The 17,119-nt window shown below is 59.5% G+C and carries 16 protein-coding genes and 1 other RNA gene; all 17 read left to right on the plus strand.

Annotated features, from left to right (window positions below; translation table 11 throughout):
* The first annotated feature begins 122 nt into the window (after positions 1 to 122).
* The 17 genes from rnpB (at position 123) to ftsA (ending at position 17,048) form a co-directional block, all read left to right on the plus strand.
* An RNA gene (gene rnpB / locus ACOCD2_RS03085) (RNase P RNA component class A) lies at positions 123 to 475 on the plus strand.
* 221 nt (positions 476 to 696) lie between these two features.
* Positions 697 to 1,155, plus strand: coding sequence for a division/cell wall cluster transcriptional repressor MraZ (gene mraZ / locus ACOCD2_RS03090; protein ID WP_293644770.1), 459 nt, complete (start codon positions 697 to 699; stop codon positions 1,153 to 1,155).
* Entirely contained in the window at positions 1,156 to 2,094 is a 939-nt protein-coding gene (rsmH, locus tag ACOCD2_RS03095) for a 16S rRNA (cytosine(1402)-N(4))-methyltransferase RsmH (RefSeq protein WP_293644772.1), read from the plus strand. It begins immediately after the preceding gene.
* Positions 2,091 to 2,375, plus strand: a complete 285-nt coding sequence (gene ftsL, locus ACOCD2_RS03100) for a cell division protein FtsL (protein ID WP_293644774.1) — start codon at positions 2,091 to 2,093, stop codon at positions 2,373 to 2,375. Before rsmH ends, ftsL begins: the two co-directional genes overlap by 4 nt.
* On the plus strand, positions 2,365 to 4,128 hold the full coding sequence (locus tag ACOCD2_RS03105; protein WP_293644776.1) for a peptidoglycan D,D-transpeptidase FtsI family protein: 1,764 nt from the start codon (positions 2,365 to 2,367) through the stop codon (positions 4,126 to 4,128). Before ftsL ends, ACOCD2_RS03105 begins: the two co-directional genes overlap by 11 nt.
* Positions 4,128 to 5,648: a UDP-N-acetylmuramoyl-L-alanyl-D-glutamate--2,6-diaminopimelate ligase gene (locus ACOCD2_RS03110; RefSeq protein ID WP_293644795.1), complete on the plus strand. Its 1,521-nt coding sequence runs from the start codon at positions 4,128 to 4,130 to the stop codon at positions 5,646 to 5,648. The genes ACOCD2_RS03105 and ACOCD2_RS03110 overlap by 1 nt, the downstream gene beginning before the upstream one ends.
* Positions 5,645 to 7,015, plus strand: a complete 1,371-nt coding sequence (locus ACOCD2_RS03115; protein ID WP_293644778.1) for a UDP-N-acetylmuramoyl-tripeptide--D-alanyl-D-alanine ligase — start codon at positions 5,645 to 5,647, stop codon at positions 7,013 to 7,015. The genes ACOCD2_RS03110 and ACOCD2_RS03115 overlap by 4 nt, the downstream gene beginning before the upstream one ends.
* Complete coding sequence (gene mraY, locus ACOCD2_RS03120; protein WP_293644780.1) at positions 7,009 to 8,091, plus strand: phospho-N-acetylmuramoyl-pentapeptide-transferase; 1,083 nt, start codon at positions 7,009 to 7,011, stop codon at positions 8,089 to 8,091. Before ACOCD2_RS03115 ends, mraY begins: the two co-directional genes overlap by 7 nt.
* Positions 8,091 to 9,464, plus strand: coding sequence for a UDP-N-acetylmuramoyl-L-alanine--D-glutamate ligase (murD, locus tag ACOCD2_RS03125; RefSeq protein ID WP_293644782.1), 1,374 nt, complete (start codon positions 8,091 to 8,093; stop codon positions 9,462 to 9,464). The genes mraY and murD overlap by 1 nt, the downstream gene beginning before the upstream one ends.
* The gene (gene ftsW, locus ACOCD2_RS03130) at positions 9,461 to 10,630 is read left to right on the plus strand and encodes a putative lipid II flippase FtsW (RefSeq protein ID WP_293644784.1); all 1,170 of its coding nucleotides are present in this window, start codon (positions 9,461 to 9,463) and stop codon (positions 10,628 to 10,630) included. Before murD ends, ftsW begins: the two co-directional genes overlap by 4 nt.
* Positions 10,618 to 11,685 carry an undecaprenyldiphospho-muramoylpentapeptide beta-N-acetylglucosaminyltransferase gene (murG, locus tag ACOCD2_RS03135; RefSeq protein ID WP_293644786.1) on the plus strand — a complete coding sequence of 356 codons (1,068 nt, stop codon included), beginning with the start codon at positions 10,618 to 10,620 and terminating at the stop codon, positions 11,683 to 11,685. Before ftsW ends, murG begins: the two co-directional genes overlap by 13 nt.
* Positions 11,682 to 13,121 (plus strand): UDP-N-acetylmuramate--L-alanine ligase, encoded by a 1,440-nt coding sequence (murC, locus tag ACOCD2_RS03140; protein ID WP_305800150.1) that lies wholly within the window; start codon positions 11,682 to 11,684, stop codon positions 13,119 to 13,121. The genes murG and murC overlap by 4 nt, the downstream gene beginning before the upstream one ends.
* Complete coding sequence (locus tag ACOCD2_RS03145) at positions 13,118 to 13,291, plus strand: hypothetical protein (RefSeq protein ID WP_293644788.1); 174 nt, start codon at positions 13,118 to 13,120, stop codon at positions 13,289 to 13,291. Before murC ends, ACOCD2_RS03145 begins: the two co-directional genes overlap by 4 nt.
* Entirely contained in the window at positions 13,275 to 14,174 is a 900-nt protein-coding gene (gene murB / locus ACOCD2_RS03150; protein ID WP_293644789.1) for a UDP-N-acetylmuramate dehydrogenase, read from the plus strand. The genes ACOCD2_RS03145 and murB overlap by 17 nt, the downstream gene beginning before the upstream one ends.
* Positions 14,171 to 15,097, plus strand: coding sequence for a D-alanine--D-alanine ligase (locus ACOCD2_RS03155; protein WP_293644791.1), 927 nt, complete (start codon positions 14,171 to 14,173; stop codon positions 15,095 to 15,097). The genes murB and ACOCD2_RS03155 overlap by 4 nt, the downstream gene beginning before the upstream one ends.
* Positions 15,094 to 15,819 (plus strand): cell division protein FtsQ/DivIB, encoded by a 726-nt coding sequence (locus ACOCD2_RS03160; RefSeq protein WP_293644793.1) that lies wholly within the window; start codon positions 15,094 to 15,096, stop codon positions 15,817 to 15,819. The genes ACOCD2_RS03155 and ACOCD2_RS03160 overlap by 4 nt, the downstream gene beginning before the upstream one ends.
* Positions 15,819 to 17,048, plus strand: coding sequence for a cell division protein FtsA (gene ftsA, locus ACOCD2_RS03165; protein ID WP_305800151.1), 1,230 nt, complete (start codon positions 15,819 to 15,821; stop codon positions 17,046 to 17,048). The genes ACOCD2_RS03160 and ftsA overlap by 1 nt, the downstream gene beginning before the upstream one ends.
* Positions 17,049 to 17,119 lie beyond the last annotated feature (71 nt).

Genomic DNA, 17,119 nt, shown 5'->3' on the forward strand with positions numbered 1-17,119 from the left:
CCTTAAGGAACAAGTCTCTTGCCTGAGCAGGGCTTCCTGTGACTGCCATCACGCAAGGATGACAGGAAAACTGTCGGCAGGATGCTTGCAAAAAACCGGTGCTCCCCTTATGTTAATTCAGGGAAGACGGTCGGATAGTCGCTGTCGATTTTTCGATGGAGGAAAGTCCGGGCTCCACAGGGCAAGTCGCCAGGTAACGCCTGGGAGGCGTAAGCCTACGGAAAGTGCCACAGAAAATATACCGCCTATATTAGGTAAGGGTGAAATGGTGCGGTAAGAGCGCACCGCGCTGCCGGTAACGGCAGTGGCAGGGTAAACCCCGGCTGGAGCAAGACCAAATAGGGAAGCATATGCTGCGGCCCGCAGAGGCTTCCGGGTAGGTTGCTTGAGGCGTCCGGTGACGGGCGACCCAGATGAATGACTATCACGGCAGGTCAGCTGCCGACAGAACCCGGCTTACAGACCGTCTTCCCCTCTCCACTTCTCATTTTTCGCGATTCTTTTACGTCGCACTCCTGATAAATCACTTTAAGTGCATCGCGCAGTTCCTTGTTTGTGCAATTTTTTTCATGTTCCGCCCTCCTTTCGTAAGCTATTGAGATTAAAGACTTTTTTCTGCTTTCTTTCTTGACCGGGTGGGGAGTTAGGCCTATTATTCAATGCAATGTGGGGAATTGTGGGGAAAAAGGGGTAATTGTGTTTCTTGGGGTCAACACTTTAAATCTGGATGCAAAAGGGCGTCTGGCCATTCCGGTCAAGTATCGGAAAGAGCTGGGTGCGTCCGATGGTTCAGGTGTGGTGGTGACCATCAATCCCTATGAGCGCTGTCTGTGGCTCTACCCTGAAAGTGAGTGGCAGGAAGTTGCGCAGAAGGTCATGCGCCTGCCCGCATTGAAGAAACAGAACAAGAACCTGCAGCGCCTGTTGTTGGGGCATGCCTCCGAACTGGAGCTCGACGGCCAGGGGCGAATCCTGCTGAGCAGCAGTCTGCGTGAATATGCAAGCATGGATAAACAGGTGGCCCTGGTGGGGCAGGGTCGTAAATTCGAGATATGGAATGAAAAAGCGTGGTTCAACAACAGGGAAGAGTGGCTGGACGATATCGACCAGCCGGAATCCGAGATGTCGGAAGAACTGGCGAATCTGGCGTTGTAGGTGACTACTTCGGCGTTGCACAAGCCGGTTTTGTTTGAGGAAGCAATCGAGGCAATGAATATCCAGCAGGACAGTTGTTGCGTGGATGGCACCTTTGGAAGAGGTGGGCACAGTGCTGCGATTCTTGATTGCCTGGGTGAAAACGGCTGTCTCATCGCACTGGACAAGGACGAGAAAGCCATAACCCATGGTAAGCAGGAATTTCCCGGTGAACAGCGCTTGCATCTGCATCACTGCAGTTTTTCCCGTTTGCGGGAAATCGTGGAACAGCAGGGCATGTTTGGGCAGGTGAATGCCGTATTGCTGGATCTTGGCGTGTCATCACCGCAACTGGATGACGCCGGGCGTGGCTTCAGCTTCCAGCAGGACGGTCCTCTGGACATGCGCATGGACAGAAGTAGCGGGATGAGCGCGGCCCAATGGCTGGCAACCGCAGACGAGGCGGAAATTGCCCGGGTGCTGTGGGAATACGGGGAAGAGCGTTTTTCACGGCGTATCGCCCGTGCTGTGGTTGAGCAGCGCGAGCTCGAACCGCTGAACACCACGTCGCAGCTGGCTGCGCTGATCTTCGGGGCCAGTCCGGTCAAAGAGCGGCACAAGCATCCGGCGACGCGCAGCTTTCAGGCGATTCGCATCCATATAAACAGTGAACTGGATGATTTGAAGGAAGGCCTGGAGCAGGCGGTCGATGTGCTGGCTCCCGGTGGCAGGCTGGTGGTTATCAGTTTCCATTCTCTCGAAGACCGTATCGTGAAGCGTTTCATGCGGGACAAATCCCGGGGAGACGTGATGCCGAAGGGCTTGCCGGTGAGGGACAGTGATCTCAAGGAAGGCATCCTGAAATGCATTGGCAAGCCGGTACGGGCAGGAAGAGGCGAGTTGCAGGAGAACCCCAGGGCACGCAGCGCCATCATGCGTATCGCTGAAAAGCGGGCATGAAACGTTCTCAGTTGTGGATGTTGATGGTGCTGGCGGTCGTGGTCCTCGGTTCTGCCATTGCAGTCGTGCATGCCAAGTACCGCTCACGGGTGCTGTTTGGCGAGCTCAAGGCGCTGGATGCACAGGTGGATGAAGTGGCTATCGAATGGGAGCGCCTGCTCATCGAGCATGGTACATGGGGAACCCCGGCGCATATCGAGGCCAGTGCGAGAAAGAAACTGAAAATGCGTATGCCCAGGGCAGACGAAGTCATCATTATCAAAGGACATCATGGCAGCTAGACGGGAAAAGCGGGCAAAGATGCACAAGCGGGCGGAAGCGCTGCCCAAGGCCTATGTGGGCCGGCGTCGTGTCGTGCTCACGATTCTCATGATCGCGGTGAGCGGCCTGATCTGGCGGGCGGTGGATCAGCAGGTATTCGAGCGGGATTTCCTGCAGTCTGAAGGTGATCACCGCTATCTGGATCGGGTGGCGGTGCCTGCCCATCGTGGTGCGATTACGGATCGCAACGGTGTGGTGCTGGCCATGAGCACACCGGTGGATTCCATTGCGGCCAACCCCCGCCTGCTGCGCCCCGATGCGGACACCCTGCAGCCCTTGGCCAAGGCGCTGGATATCGGTCTGGATGATCTGCGCCGGCGTCTGGCGAGGTACAGCCACAAGCATTTCGTTTATCTGAAGCGCCGCCTGCCTCCCGAAGAGGCCCAGGCGGTAATGGCAGTAGCCAAGAAGCATCATATCCTCGGGTTGCAGACGAGCCGGGAATACCGGCGTTACTATCCGGATGGTGAGATCTTTGCACACGTCATCGGTTTTACCAATCTCGATGATGTGGGGCAGGAAGGCCTGGAATTTGCTTTCAACGAACAGCTGGCCGGCAAGCCCGGCCTGAAAAGGGTGTTGCGCGACGGACGCCGCCAGGTAGTGGCGGATGTCGAGAGCCTGCGCATGCCGCAGCCGGGCAAGAATCTTGCGCTGAGTCTTGATCAGCGTCTGCAGTATATCGCGTACCGTGAACTCAAGGCGGCCATCAAGAAGCACAACGCCATCTCGGGTTCGGTGGTGATGCTGGACGTGAGGACGGGAGAAGTGCTGGCCATGGTCAACCAGCCGGGTTTCAATCCCAACAGCAGTCGCAGCACGCGGGGCGGACGCTTGCGCAATCGCGCGGTTACCGATGTGTTCGAACCGGGTTCCACCATGAAACCCCTGACGGTGGCGGCGGGGCTGGACCTGGGAGTGATCAAAGCGGATACGCGTATCGACACCAATCCCGGTTTCTTCAAGCTCGGTCGCTTCAGGGTCCGCGATCATGAAAATCTGGGTGTGGTGGATATCGAAACCATTATCAAGAAGTCCAGTAATGTCGGGGCGGGCAAGATCGCCCTGTCCCTGCCCAGGGAAAAATTCCGGGAATATCTGGTGGCCATGGGGCTGGGCAAGAGCACCGGTTCTGGCTACCCGGGAGAGGCCAGCGGACAATTACGCCCTGCGGCCAACTGGGCGCGGATCGACCAGGCTACCCTTTCCTACGGTTATGGTATTTCCGTATCGGTGCTGCAACTGGCCCAGGCTTATGCGGTCATCGCGGCTGATGGCATACGCCGTCCTGTCAGCCTGTTGCGCCGCGATGAAGTTCCCCAGGGCACACGGGTGCTGAGCCGCAAGACCGCAATGGAAGTGCGTCACATGATGGAATCGGTCGTTGCGCCGGGTGGTACAGCCACCCGGGCTGCAGTGGCAGGTTACCGGGTAGCGGGCAAGACGGGTACAGTCAAGAAGGCCGGCAAGGGGGGATATACTCAGCGCAAATACCTTTCCCTGTTCGTCGGCATGGCGCCGGCGAGCAATCCGCGGCTGGTGGTTGCCGTGATGATCAATGAGCCCAGGGGTAAGCAGTACTATGGCGGGCTGGTGGCGGCGCCGGTGTTCTCTGCAGTCATGGATGATGCATTGAGATTGCTGAATGTGGCGCCGGATGCACTGGCTCATGACCGGACTGTGCGTCTCGCGCATACGGGAGGGCAGCCGTGATGGCCGGCGCTCAACAGCAAGATACCGGCTGGCTGGCCGGTGACCTGCTTTCCTTTCTCGGATTGCCCGGCGGTGCGTGGAAACAGGTACCGGTGGCTGGCCTGAGCATGGACAGCCGCGGGATCGCAAAGGACCATCTGTTTCTGGCGGTTGCCGGCAGTCAGGGGCATGGTCTGGAGCACCTGCAGCAGGCGCTGGATCAGGGGGCTTCACTGGTGTTGGCGGAGGCTTCTTCAGGATGGCCTCAGGAGCGCATCTGCCGGCTGAAGCATAACGTGCCCATCGTGGTGATGGACGGCCTGCGCCCGGTGCTCAGTGAGATTGCCGCGAGATTTTATGGCCATCCCGCGCAGGACATGCGCATGGCAGGTATCACGGGTACCAACGGAAAAACCAGTGTGAGCCTGTTCCTGGCGCAGTCGTTGCCGGAAGAATGGTGCTGTGCGGTAACCGGCACGACGGGCAACGGTTTTCCGGGTGACCTGCAGCCGGCAACGCATACAACGCCCGATGCGGTGGAGGCCCAGCGTCTGCTTGCCGGCCTGAAGGCGGCGGGTGCAAGGGCGGTGGCCATGGAGGTGTCATCTCATGCGCTGCACCAGTACCGGCTGGCGGCGGTGCCTTTCCACACTGCCGTGTTCACGAATCTGAGCAGGGACCATCTGGATTACCATGGTTCAATGCAAGCCTATGCGGCCGCAAAGCGCCGCCTGTTCGAAGCTGACTCGCTGCAAATGGCAGTGATCAACACGGTCGATGAGGCCGGTGCCGAACTCCTGCGGCAGCTGCGGGGCGGGGTAGCCACCATCGCCTGTCACCGGGGAGGTGCAACCCTGGGAGCGGACGAGTTCGTCTGCATCGAAATGCTGGAGCAGCGGCCGGAAGGGCTGCATCTGGAGTTTTCCTCGTCCTGGGGAAAAGGAGAAATCAACAGCCGCCTGCTCGGCGATTTCAATGCGGACAACTTGGCGTTGGTGCTGGCGGTGCAACTGGGCTGGGGTGTGCCCATGGATGAGGCCATCGCCCGCCTGGAAAAGGTGCAAACCGTACCCGGACGCATGCAGAAATCTGGTGGTGGCGATCAGCCGCTGGTGGTGGTCGACTATGCGCACACACCGGATGCCCTGGCGAAAACTCTCACCAGCCTGAGGGCACACGGTACCGGGCGCATCTTTTGCGTGTTCGGCTGCGGTGGCGACAGGGACAGGGGCAAGCGCAGCCAGATGGGCACCCTGGCAGAAGCACTGGCTGACGTGGTGATCGTCACGGACGACAATCCCAGGAACGAATCGTCCGCAGGCATCATCGCAGATATTCTGGAAGGTATGGATCAGCCGCGCCAGGCGCTGGTCATTCCCGACCGTGCGAAAGCCATTGATACTGCCATTGCCCAGGCCCGCCCCGGTGATATTGTTCTGGTGGCCGGCAAGGGGCATGAAACCTGGCAGCAGGTTGGCGATCAGCGTCTGCCCTTCAGTGATATCGGGCAGGTGCGTCACAGTCTGGGAGGTGGTGCATGATCGCCTTTCAGCTGTCTGAGCTCGCCGCCAAATTGCATGGTGAACTGGCGGGGCAGGACGTGCAGATCAGCTCCGTGAGCACGGACACACGCAGTCTTGGTGAAGGTGATCTGTACGTTGCACTCAGCGGGCCGCGCTTCGATGGCCATGATTTTCTGGAGGCTGCAGCAAGACAGGGTGCAGCCGCTGCCATGATCAGCAGGCACTGTGATGTGGATCTGCCCCTGCTGCAGGTGGCGGATACGCGCATCGGGTTGGGGCAGATGGCCGCGGCCTGGCGCCGGCGCTCGCAGGCGCGTGTTGTAGGCGTGACGGGCAGCAACGGCAAGACCACGGTGAAGGAGATGCTCGCTGCTATCCTTTCCTGCCGGGGCAAGACGCTGGCTACCCGGGGCAATTTCAACAACGACATCGGATTGCCCCTGACCCTGTGCCGTCTGCAGGACGAGGATTTTGCCGTCGTGGAAATGGGGGCCAATCATCCTGGCGAAATCGGTTATCTCAGCCGAATCGCGCGACCTGACGTGGCCGTCCTCAACAACGCGGGGCGCGCACATCTGGAAGGGTTTGGGGATCTGCGCGGCGTTGCCCTGGCCAAGGCAGAGATTCTCGAAGGGCTGTCTGATGAAGGCGTATTCGTTTTCAATACGGATGACACCCATGCGGATCTGTGGCGCCAGCTGGCGGCTTCTCATCGCAGTCTGGGATTTGGTGTTTCTGCAGATGCCGATATCCGCAGTCCCGAAGCATCGCCGGACCTGGTATGGGACGAGCAGGGTTTCCACACGGCGTTTACAGTGCAGACACCGTCTGGTGATCTGCAGATTCACATGCGCCTGGCGGGTGAGCACAACCGAATGAATGCGCTGGCGGCCATTGCGGCGGCGCAGGTGCTGGGTGCAGGAAAAGAAGACATTGAGCAGGGCCTGGCATCCCTACAGCCGGTGTCCGGGCGTCTTTGTCTGCTGACCGGACAGAAAGCGGACTGGATCATCGACGACAGCTACAACGCCAATCCTGATTCCGTCACCATGGCCATGGACGTCCTCAGGCAGGCGCCGGGACGCAGGGTGCTGGTGCTGGGTGATTTGGGTGAACTGGGTGAGGATGCGGCCAGGCTGCATGCAGAACTGGGCGAGATGGCGGCGGGAAGCAATATCGACCTGCTGTTTACCTGCGGTTCCCTGAGCGAGAAGACCAGCGAGGCTTTTGGTGCGGGCGCGCGACATTTTGCAGATCAGGATTTGCTCATCGAATGTCTGCTGGAGGATCTGCGATCCGGTGATGTCGTGCTGATCAAAGGCTCACGGGCCGCAGCAATGGATAGAACTGTAGAAGCGCTTTGCGCGGAGATGCCCTTATGCTGATCTGGCTTACCGATTACCTGGCGCAGTTCGATCCGGCGTTCAATGTTTTTCATTACATCACCCTGCGTGCGATCCTCGGGGTGCTCACTGCCCTGGTAATTTCCTTCGTTGTCGGTCCGGTGATGATTCGCCGCCTGAGCCAGTACAAGATTGGCCAGACCGTGCGGGATGACGGACCGGAAAGCCATTTTTCCAAAGCGGGAACGCCTACCATGGGTGGCGCGCTGAACCTGGTGGCGGTGTCTATCGCCGTCTTGCTGTGGGCCGACCTGGGCAACCGCTACGTGTGGATCGTGTTGCTCACCACGCTGGCTTTCGGTATCGTGGGGCTTATTGACGATTACCGGAAGCTGGTGCTCAAGGATTCGAAGGGTTTGCCGGCGCGCTGGAAATACCTGGGGCAGTCGGTTTTCGGCTTCGGCGCCGCCTTCGCACTGTATGTCACTGCCACGGTGCCGGCGGAAACCCAGCTGATCGTGCCTTTCTTCAAGAACGTGGTGCTGGACCTGGGCCCGGCCTTCGTGCTGCTGGCCTATCTGGTCATTGTAGGTGCTTCCAATGCGGTCAATCTCACCGATGGCCTGGATGGGCTGGCAATACTGCCCACGGTGCTGGTGGCCGGGGCGCTGGGTGTTTTCGCCTATGTGTCAGGCCATCTGTACCTGTCCAAATACCTTTTGATTCCCTATATCCCCGGTGTGGGTGAACTGGCGATTTTCTGCGGTGCCCTGGTTGGTGCCGGGCTGGGCTTTTTGTGGTTCAACGCCTATCCGGCCCAGGTTTTCATGGGCGATGTGGGGGCGCTGGCCCTGGGAGCTGCCCTCGGCGTGGTTGCCGTGGCGGTGCGTCAGGAGTTGGTGCTGTTCATCATGGGCGGTGTGTTCGTGATGGAAACCGTGTCGGTGATCCTGCAGGTGGCTTCCTACAAACTGACAGGGAGACGCATCTTCCGTATGGCGCCGCTGCACCATCATTTTGAACTCAAGGGCTGGCCGGAACCCCGGGTGATCGTGCGTTTCTGGATCGTGACGGTCATCTTGGTACTGGTTGGCCTGGCAAGCCTGAAGATCCGCTGATGAGGAATATGGCGACAGCATTGAACAGGGATGAACTGCCGCAGCGGGTGCTGATCGTGGGCCTGGGTGTCACCGGACTTTCGTGCGCCCGCTATCTCCATGCCCGGGGCGTGCCGCAGCTGGCCGTGGCCGACAGCCGTGAGCAGCCTCCTGGGCTGGAAGCGCTGAAGGAAGAGCTGCCCGATGTCGGGCTGTTTCTGGGTGGATTCGATGAGGCGCTCTTTCGTCAGACGGATCTGCTGGTCGTCAGCCCGGGAGTGTCCCTGGAGACACCTGCCATTCGCAAGGCCATGGATGCCGGGGTGACGGTGGTGGGTGACGTGGAGCTTTTTGCACGGGATGTGCAGGGAAGGCTGGCGGCAATCACCGGCTCCAATGGGAAAAGCACCGTAACCACTCTGCTGGGGCTGATGGCCAATGCTGCAGGCAAGGATGCGGTCGCCGGGGGCAACCTGGGTGAACCGGTGCTTGAACTGCTGGAAAAGCCCCATGAACTCTATGTGCTGGAACTGTCCAGCTTTCAGCTGGAAACCACTTACAGTCTGGTGCCCGATGTGGCCGTGGTGCTGAATGTTTCTGCCGATCACATGGACAGGTATGCGGGCCTGAGTGATTACGCAGACACCAAAGCCCGCGTTTACCGCCATGCACGGGTCGGCGTATACAACAGGGACGATCAGCGGGTCATGGCCATGCCACGTACGGATCAGGCCCTGTTCTTTACCCTGAGTGAACCGGAGGGAGAAGATTGTTTCGGTGTGATGAATTGCGGTGATGAAGCCTGGTTGAGTCAGTGTGGCCGGAAGCTGCTGCGGACGAAGGATTTGCTGATGCCGGGGCAGCACAATATCGCCAATGCGCTGGCGGCCCTTGCCATGGGAACGGCCCTGGAACTGCCTGTGGAAGCCATGCTGGACGTGCTGCGTACCTACCCCGGGCTGGCTCACCGCACCGAGTTTGTCTGTGAGCATGACGGTGTGAAATGGTACAACGATTCCAAGGGTACAAATCCCGGTGCGACCATCGCTGCGCTCCAGGGTTTGCACACAGATGATGGCAGCCGCACCGTGCTTATTGCCGGAGGCGACTGCAAACAGGCGGATTTCGGCGAGCTGGCGCGGGTGATCGGCCAGACAGCCCGTGCAGTGGTGCTGATAGGGCGTGACCGGCGCCAGATCGGTGACCTGCTGAACGCTTCCGTCAGGACGGTGGAAGCAGACGATATGGATGAAGCGGTAACTCTTGCGGCAGGGCTGGCCGCCCCGGGAGACCGTGTGTTGCTGTCCCCTGCCTGTGCGAGTTTCGATATGTTCGACGGATTCGAGCATCGCGGCAGAATTTTCCGGGAAGCTGTGGGGAGGCTTTGCTCATGAGTGCTGTGGCCCGTCCCCGCCCCCTCCTGTCCGCATCGGCGCTATCGGTGGATTGGGTGCTGCTGCTTGCGGTGCTGGCCCTCGTTGGTCTGGGCGTTGTCATGGTGAGTTCGGCTTCTTTGCACCTGGCGGGCAGTGGCAATCCCTTCCACTATCTGAGCAAGCATCTGATTGCCCTGAGCCTGGGTACCGCTGCGGCACTGATAACCCTGCAGATTCCGAGCAACTGGTGGGAAAAGGGGAGCACCTGGCTGTATTTTCTGGGACTATTGCTGTTAGTGATCGTGCTGATCCCCGGTTTGGGCAAGACGGTAAACGGTGCGACCCGCTGGGTCGCCATAGGGCCGTTCAACCTGCAGACATCCGAATTCATGAAGCTGTTCATGATCTTTTTCATGGCCGGCTACCTCGTGCGGCGGCAGGTGGAGGTGGCGCATACGGTGTGGGGGGTGATAAAGCCTTTGCTGCTGTTGTCCCTGGCAGTCGTGCTGCTGATGGCGCAACCGGATTTTGGCACCACCGTTGTATTGCTGGCGACGGCACTGGGGCTGCTGTTCCTCGGTGGTGCGCCCCTGTGGCAGTTTGGACTGCTGTTGCTGCTGGCCGTGCTCGGTGGCGTGGTTCTGGTCATCACATCGCCCTACCGTCTGGAACGGGTGACCTCTTTTCTCAATCCCTGGGCAGACCCTCTGGACTCTGGTTACCAGCTTTCCCAGGCGCTGATTGCCTTCGGTCGGGGTGAATGGACAGGTGTCGGCCTGGGTAACGGCATCCAGAAGCAGTTTTACCTTCCCGAGGCACATACGGATTTCATCATGGCCGTGATTGGTGAGGAATTCGGCCTCGTGGGTACCCTTACGGTGATTGCCCTGTTCAGTATCGTGGTGTGGCGGGCCTTCAGTATTGGTGCCGCGGCCGAAGCCATGCAGCGCCGCTTCGCTGCCTATGTTGCCTATGGCATCGGCTTGTGGCTGGGGTTGCAGGCTTTTATCAATGTGGGCGTGAATGTGGGCATGCTGCCCACCAAGGGACTGACCCTGCCTTTCGTCAGTTATGGCAGCAACAGCATGATCATCGGCTGCGTGGCGATTGCCGTGCTGCTGCGTATCCATTGGGAGAACCGGACCGGAAAAGACGGCCCGGGAGGGATACCATGGCGCGCATGACCATCATGGCAGGCGGCACCGGCGGCCATGTCTTCCCGGCGCTGGTGGTAGCGCAGGAGATGCGGCAGCGTGGCTGGGAGGTCAGCTGGATGGGAACACCGGACAGCTTCGAATCCCGTACCGTACCAAACTACGGCTTTCCCCTGGAAACCATTGCCGCCTACCGTTTGCGCGGCCAGGGCTTGCTTGGGCTGCTGCTGGCGCCGTTCCGCCTGCTCAAGGCCATGGGGCAGGCCGGCAAGATACTGCGGCGAACCCGGCCGCAACTGGTTCTGGGTATGGGCGGGTTCGTTACCGGCCCCGGTGGGCTGGTAAGCAGGCTGCTGGGCATTCCCCTGGTTATCCATGAGCAGAACACCATTCCCGGTATGACCAACCGCTGGCTGGCCAAAATCGCCGCGCGGGTGCTGGAGGCCTTTCCCCGCAGTTTTCCAAAGTCGGTGGCCGCCTTGGTGACAGGCAACCCGGTACGTGAGGAGATAGCCGCTGTTGCGGCACCGGAAGAACGCATGGGTGATCGGGATGGTGCCATCCGCGTGCTGATTGTCGGCGGTTCTCTCGGTGCCCTGGCACTGAATGAACAGTTGCCGCCAGCCCTGGCGAAGCTGGGTCTGCCCCTGGATATCCGGCACCAGGCCGGACGCGGCAAGGCCGGGGATGCCGCCAAGCATTATCCGCCGGAACTGAAAGCGGAAGTGAGCGAATTCATCGACGACATGGCCGCAGCCTATGCCTGGGCCGATCTGGTCGTCTGCCGCGCCGGCGCACTGACGGTGTCGGAACTGGCGGCGGCTGGTGTCGCTTCCCTGCTGGTGCCATATCCCTATGCTGTGGACGATCATCAGACCCGCAACGCCGGCTATCTGGTGGAAGCCGGTGCAGCGGTGCTCATGCCTCAGTCGGAAATGACGCCGGAGGCGCTGGTGCATACCCTGCAGCCCTTGCTGGGTGACCGCAGGAAACTGCTGGCCATGGCAAAGGCTGCCAGGTCTCTGGCCATGCCGGAGGCCACCCGCACGGTGGCTGACCTCTGTGAAGCACAGGTGAAACCATGAGTGAGATTCAGGACATGAATGCAACGCCCAGGGTTCATGCCGCAGAGGCCATGGGCCGCATGCGCCGTCTGCATTTTGTCGGTATTGGCGGCTCCGGCATGAACGGTATCGCACAGGTCATGCTCAATCTCGGATATGAGATCAGCGGTTCGGATCTGGCCGAAAATGCCGCCACCCGGCGTCTGCAGGAACAGGGTGCCGTGATCTACAAGGGACATGCCGAAGCGCAGGTGCAGGGAGTGGATGCGGTCATCATCTCCAGTGCGGTGACGGAAGAGAATCCCGAAGTCAGGGCTGCCCGGGCGGCGCGAATTCCGGTGGTACCCCGTGCGGAGATGCTGGCAGAGATCATGCGTTTCCGTTACGGCATAGCCATTGCCGGCACCCATGGCAAGACGACGACTACCAGTCTCGCGGCAACCCTGCTCATCGAAGTGGATCTGGATCCCACTTTTGTTATCGGTGGGCAGCTCAATGCTGCCGGCAGCTATGCGCGTCTGGGTACAGGGGAGATTCTCGTGGCTGAAGCTGACGAGAGTGATGCCTCGTTCCTCTATCTGTTGCCCATGATGGCTGTGGTCACCAACGTGGACCGGGATCACATGGGCACCTATGGCGGTGAGTTCAGCCGGCTGCAGGATGCTTTCGTGGAATTCCTGCACCACCTGCCATTTTATGGGCTGGCTATCCTCTGCATCGATGACGAAGAGATACGCAAGCTGTTGCCCAGGGTCACCCGGCAGGTGCTGACTTACGGCACGCGTGAAGAAGCCGACCTGCGGGCGCTGGATATCTGTTACCAGGGCCAAAGCAGTCATTTCAGAGTGAAGATGAAAGGCCGCCCCGATTTCGAGGTCAGTCTCAATCTGCCAGGCAAGCACAATGTACTCAACGCCCTGGCGGCTATTGGTGTCGCCTTGGAAATGGGTGTGGACAGCGGCAGTATCCGCAGGGCGCTGTCGGGTTTTGCCGGTATCGGCCGCCGTTTCCAGGTGTATGAACACTGTGATTTCGGCAGCGGTTCTTTCATGCTGGTGGATGACTACGGGCACCATCCCCGCGAAGTGGCGGCGACCATCGAGGCGGTGCGGGAAGGCTGGCCCGGGCGGCGCATGGTGCTGGTCTTCCAGCCCCACCGCTATACGCGCACCCGGGATGCGTTCGAGGATTTTGTAGAGGTGCTGTCCGGTGCCGATCTGCTGGTGCTCACCGAAATTTATCCGGCGGGTGAAAAACCCCTGGCTGATGCTGACGGGCGGGCGCTGAGCCGGGCAATTCGCGCCCGGGGGCAGACGGATCCGGTGTTTGTGAGTGAGCTCAATGATCTGCCGGATGTACTGAAAGGGGTGATACATAACGGCGACATCGTGCTGATGATGGGTGCCGGTGATATTGGTCAAATGGCAGCAAGGCTGTCGGGGGAGTGGTGCAAATGAAACAACGGGGCATGATCAGGTATTTGCACATGGGATGTGGTGAATCGCTGGCGGCACGTCAGCTTGGAAACATGAATTTGGAAGACGACACCGTTATCAGGCGGATGAAATCCGCCAACACGGCTGTGGTCGAGGAAAGAAGGAGGAAGCGTCATGAGGAGCAGCGTTGAAATAGCGTCTCATCATACGATGTTGCTTTTTGATGAAATGATGGCAAAGCACACCACCTGGCGGGTGGGTGGCCCGGCGCGTTACTACTTCCAGCCATCGGATGTGGCTGACCTGTCGGACTTTCTGAAATCCCTGCCGGCTACGGAGCAGATTTTATGGCTGGGATTGGGCAGTAACCTGCTGGTGCGTGATGGCGGCTTTCCGGGAACGGTGATCGCCACCCAGGGGCGTCTGGACGAGATCGAATCCATCCAGGGCAACCGGTTGCGGGTGGGCGCGGGTGCGCCCAGTGCACTGGTGGCCCGACATGCGGCGCGGGCGGGATTGTGCGGAGCCGCTTTCCTTTCCGGTATTCCCGGAACCATGGGGGGCGCCCTGGCCATGAATGCCGGCGCCTTTGGCGGGGAAACCTGGCAGCGGGTGATCAACGTGCAGACCATCGACCGTCAGGGCGTGGTGCATCGTCGTACCCCGCTGGAATACAAAGTGGCCTACCGCGAGGTTACGCTTCCCCGGGAAGAATGGTTTGTGGGCTGTGAACTGCAGCTGGAACCGGGTGACGTGGAGGCTGAACGCAGGGAAGTGCAGCGTCTGCTCAGGCAGCGCAATGCTACGCAGCCCGTGGGGCTACCCAGTGCCGGTTCGACGTTCAGAAATCCTCCCGGTGATCATGCTGCCCGCCTTATCGAGGCGGCGGGACTCAAGGGTTTTCAGCTGGGCGGTGCCCGGGTATCTGAAAAACATGCCAATTTCATCATCAATGCCGGTTCGGCTTCGGCCTCGGATATCGAAGCCCTGATCCTGCATGTACAGCAAATCGTTGCGCAGAAATCGGGTGTACAGCTCCAGACCGAAGTGCATATCGTGGGTGAGCCTGCATGACCGTACGTCCACAGGATTTTAGCAGGGTCGCGGTGCTCATGGGCGGTTGGTCCGCGGAGCGGGAAGTGTCCCTGGTCAGCGGAGCTGCCGTATTGGCCGGGCTGCGGGAGCGGGGCGTGGACGCCCACGCCATCGACGTGGGTCGGGACATCTGTGAAGTCCTCAAGAGCGGGAATTTCGACCGGGCCTTCATCGTGCTTCACGGCCGTGGCGGTGAAGATGGCGTCATTCAGGGTGTGCTGGAAACTCTGGAGCTGCCCTATACCGGTACCGGTGTGCTGGGCTCGGCGTTGGCCATGGACAAGGCCCGCAGCAAGCGGCTGTGGTCCGGCATGGGCCTGCCGACACCGGAATATATTCTCATCCGTGGTGAAGAGGATCTGGACACTGCCGGCGCGCTTGGTTTTCCGCTTATGGTCAAGCCGGTGCATGAAGGATCCAGTATCGGCATCAGCAAGGTCGAGGATGCCACGGCACTGCAGCGTGGCTGGGTGATGGCGAGACAGTTTGACCAGGAGGTACTGGCAGAGCGCTGGATCGACGGCAAAGAGTATACGGTGACTGTCCTGGACGGTGAGGCCCTGCCGGTGATACGGCTGGAAACACCCCATGACATCTATGACTATGCCGCGAAATATGAGGTGGATACAACGGGTTATTTCATTCCCAGTGGATTGTCCGAAGCAGCGGAGGCGGGCATGCAGGAACTTGCGCTGCGGGCGTTTCGCGCTGTCGGCGCTTCCGGCTGGGGACGGGTGGATATCATGGTGGATGATCAGGGACAGCCCTGGCTGGTGGAAGTCAATACCGTGCCGGGTATGACGGGCCACAGCCTGGTGCCCATGGCCGCCGCTGCTGCTGGCATGGATTTTCCGGCGCTGGTATGGCGCATCCTTTCCGCCACACTGGAGAAGAAACAGTGAAAGGCAGGAAAAGCAGCTTCTCCCGGCACTGGCGCCTGTGGGCGCTGACGGGGTTTGCATTGTTGAGCAGTGCGGGTATCTATGCGCTGGCGGGGTATCTGATGAACCCTCAGACCCTGCCCATACGCAATATCCAGATCAAGAACGAGTTTCGTAATCTGGACAAGGTGAGTCTGCAGCAGGCCTTGCTCAAGGCGATTGACGGCGGCTTTTTCAGCGTCGATCTGAACCGCCTGCGCGATGCTGCGCTGAGTACTGCCTGGGTTGCCGAAGCCAAAGTGACCCGGGTCTGGCCCGACAGACTGGTGGTTGAGGTGGTGGAACAGACGCCTATCGCCCGTTGGGGGAAGGATGCACTGCTCAACGACCGGGGTGAGGTGTTCCACCCGCGCAAGGGCGTGAGCAAGTCCTTGCCATTGCAATTCAACGGTGATGAAGACAAGGCGCCCATGATGCTGGATTTTTTTGTCAGGGAACAGAGAGCGTTCCGCGGGATTGGCAAGTCCATTCGTGAGGTGGATCTGGACAAGCGCGGGGAATGGCGCCTCAAACTGACAGATGGAACGGATATCGTGGTGGGAAAGGAACAGATGGACAAAAGGATACAGCGTTTGCTGGGGGTCTATTCTGCGCTGGAGCAGTCTGAAAAGAAGCCCCGGCGTGTGGATTTGCGCTATGAGCAGGGTTTCGCCGTAAGCTGGCGGTCAGAGGAAAAAGGCTGATGAGAAAGTCGGGCAAGAACATTATCGTGGGTCTGGATATCGGCACGTCCAAGGTGGTCGCCATCGTCGGTGAAGTCACTGCGGACAATGAAATCGAGATTATCGGTATTGGCAGCAACCCCTCCCATGGTCTGAAGAAGGGCGTGGTGGTCAATATCGAATCCACAGTGCAGTCCATTCAGCGCGCCGTGGAAGAGGCGGAGCTCATGTCCGGGGTGGAAATCGAGTCGGTGTACGCCGGCATCGCAGGCAGTCATGTTTCCAGCCTCAATTCCCACGGTATCGTGGGCATCAATGACGGCGAGGTCACGGCCGGTGATGTGGAACGCGTCATCGATGCGGCCCGGGCAGTGCCTATTCCGGCGGACCAGCGCATCCTGCATATCCTTCCCCAGGAATTCATTATCGACAATCAGGAAGGTATCTATGAACCCGTGGGCATGTGCGGTGTGCGCCTGGAAGCGCAGGTACACATGGTCACGGGCGCTGTCAGCGCGGCCCAGAACATCATCAAATGCGTGCGCCGCTGTGGCCTGGACGTACAGGACCTGATTCTGGAGCAGATCGCTTCCAGTCACTCGGTGCTGGATGAGGAAGAAAAGGAACTGGGTGTGTGTCTGGTGGATATAGGTGGCGGCACCACGGATATTGCGGTGTTCACAGGCGTTTCCATCCGCCATACGGCGGTGATTCCCATCGCAGGTGACCAGGTGACCAATGATATCGCCGTGGCCCTGCGCACGCCTACCCATCACGCCGAAGAGATCAAGCTGAAGTATGCCTGTGCCTTGAGCAAGCTGCCTTCGGCAGACGAAACCATTGAAGTGCCGAGTATCGGTGACCGTTCGCCGCGTCGCATGTCCAGGCAAACGCTGGCCGAGGTGGTGGAGCCCCGTTATGAAGAGCTTTTGGGGCTGGTGCATGAAGAATTGCGCCGCTCAGGGTTCGAGCATCTGGTGGCTGGCGGCATCGTACTTACCGGCGGCAGTTCGAAAATGGAAGGGCTGGTGGACCTGGCCGAAGAGGTCTTCCACATGCCGGTCCGGCTGGGCATTCCCCAGTATGTGGCCGGACTGGTGGATGTGGTACGCAACCCCATCCATGCGACAGGCGTGGGTTTGCTGCTGTTCGGGCAGCAAAACAGTTCAATCAATGTGCCCCATGAGAACAAGGGTACGTTGCGGGCAACCTGGGAACGGATGAAAAGCTGGTTCCAGGGGAATTTTTAATGAGACTAGAGTTTAGAGTTTCAGAGGAGAAAAACCACTAAAAATCTCAAAAAATAGTTGACATAGCAAGG

Origin of the sequence: Thiolapillus sp. (genome assembly GCF_048562965.1) — a bacterium.
In the GTDB taxonomy this organism is placed as follows: Bacteria; Pseudomonadota; Gammaproteobacteria; order Chromatiales; family Chromatiaceae; genus Thiolapillus; species Thiolapillus brandeum_A.